Genomic DNA, 1944 nt, shown 5'->3' on the forward strand with positions numbered 1-1944 from the left:
CTTCCATGGCGAATGGAACTATACAATCGCTCCAAGGCCATCATAATCAGCGCGATAATTTGTCGACGCTGCCTTAGCGCCAACGATCGCGGCGCCTTCGAGCGCGCCCGTTTGGCCCTGACGGCAGCCGCGCCGCAGCCGTCTCTCGAGCCCGAAGCGGCTTGTCCTCTGGCCCCGATGCGCGAGAGCGAACCCGTCACACAGCGGAACGCACAGCCGCAGCAACTCAGCCTGCTGCCGTTGCCGGCCAGCGCACGCCCGCGGCGCGGCCGGCTGGCGCCTCCACCCGTCGACACCGCTCTGTTCGCCTCGGCGACCTATCGCGCGGTCGCGGGACAGGGGGGGACTGCGCTCGCTTACCTGGCAGGCTGCATCGGCCTGGCGGGGATCCACGAGGCGATCAACACGACCCTCTACAAGGCCGGAACCACCAGCGCGGCGACGGTCGACGCGCGCATGCAAACCCTCAATGAGGCCGGCTACGCCGCCTATCGCCGGTTGGGCAATGAGGTCGTGGCCGAGCCCGGCTTCCAGAACTGGATCGCCGCCGATCTGCCGCCGCACGGCCCGCGGCCGCCCAACAGCCCGGTCACGGGTCTTGGCAATGCGCTCCAGGTCCGTCTCCCGGCCGGCATGACCCATGAGGCTTTCGACATCGCCCTCACCGAACGCCTGTGGTCGGTGTCCCTGGCGACCATCGCGGCGCAGCCGGCCTTTCGCCTCATGTGTCTTGGTCGCGGCTTCGACATCGGTCGCCTGCAACGCTTCACGCTGAAGCAGGACAAATCCGGTTTCAAGACGGCCTGCGAGCTCGTGCGTCTGTCGCCACGCTGGGACGCCGATGCCTATGCGGATCTCATCGAGGGCATCATCGCCGACTTCGTCCTCGCCCGCTCCCGTTCTGGCAACCCAAGCCCGATGAGCCGCCACGCAATCGAGCGCTGAGCGCGCGCCGGGGCGGCGGTCCCTCGTGATCGCCGCCCGGCCCGCCGGGCCTGAGCCCTGTTCCGCAACCTCCCTTGTTTCCGCCCATCCTCTGGATCTCCCAATGACCTCGGCTGCCCCGATCGTCTCACCTCCCTCCGTTGCCGTTGCGTCCCTGCGCGATGCGGCGAGCCACAACTCGCTCAGGGAGGCCATCCCGACCTTCACCCTGACGCACTTTCTCGCCGCGGTGGGACGCAGTCTGCTTGCTGGTTTGCCCGCTCAGGTCTGGATTGAGGCCACGGTCGTGGCCGTCAAGGCCAGCGCCCACGGCCATCAGCTGGAACTCGTCGAGAGTGACGGCACCGGCGGAGCGCCAACGGCACAATTGCGGGTGTTTCTCGCCAACGAGGTGCGTCGCGGCATCGTCCAGGCGAGCGGCGCGGCCTTCGATCCCGCCCTGCTGGTCGGACTGACCACCTGCCTGCGCGTCGAACCCACCTTCTCGCCGCGCTGGCATCTGCAGGCCCGTGTCCTCGGACTGAGCGCCGCGACCCATCAATCCATCGAGCGGCTTCGTGTCGACCAGTTGCGTCAGACGCTGCAGCGCGAAGCGCTCTTCGACAGACAGCGGTCGCTTGCCACGCCACCGGATCTCACGCGGCTCTGCGTCATCCACCCGACCGGCGCGGCCGGCTATGCCGATGTCGCCGCCGAACTCGATCGATGGCAGAGCGCCGGTCTGCTGATCCTTCGGCACTATCAGGCACCGTTCGAGGGCGAACGCGCAGCGGCCGGATTGATCGCGGCGCTGATGATGGCCGCCGACACGGTGGAAGGGGGCCGCCCCGATCTCATCATGATCGTCCGTGGCGGGGGCGCGAGCGCCGGCTTGCAGAGTCTCAACAACGAGAGCCTCGTCCGCGCGGTCTGCCGCTGCCCAGTGCCGATCGTCAGCGGCGTCGGCCATGCCATCGACCGCACCTTGCTGGACGAGGTGGCCTGGCGGGCCTGCGACAC

The 1944-nt window shown here is 68.4% G+C and carries 2 protein-coding genes; both read left to right on the forward strand.

Features of this window, described 5'->3' with window-relative positions:
- Nucleotides 1-945: hypothetical protein (locus tag M8523_RS36220; RefSeq protein WP_282589631.1), on the forward strand; the 945-nt coding region annotated here is incomplete at its 5' end.
- A gap of 103 nt (nucleotides 946-1048) precedes the next feature.
- Nucleotides 1049-1944, forward strand: an 896-nt coding sequence (locus M8523_RS36225; protein WP_282589632.1) for an exodeoxyribonuclease VII large subunit, incomplete at its 3' end; no start/stop codon positions are given.

This window comes from Lichenifustis flavocetrariae, from assembly GCF_026130545.1.
GTDB classification, from domain to species: domain Bacteria; phylum Pseudomonadota; class Alphaproteobacteria; order Rhizobiales; family Beijerinckiaceae; genus Lichenihabitans; species Lichenihabitans flavocetrariae.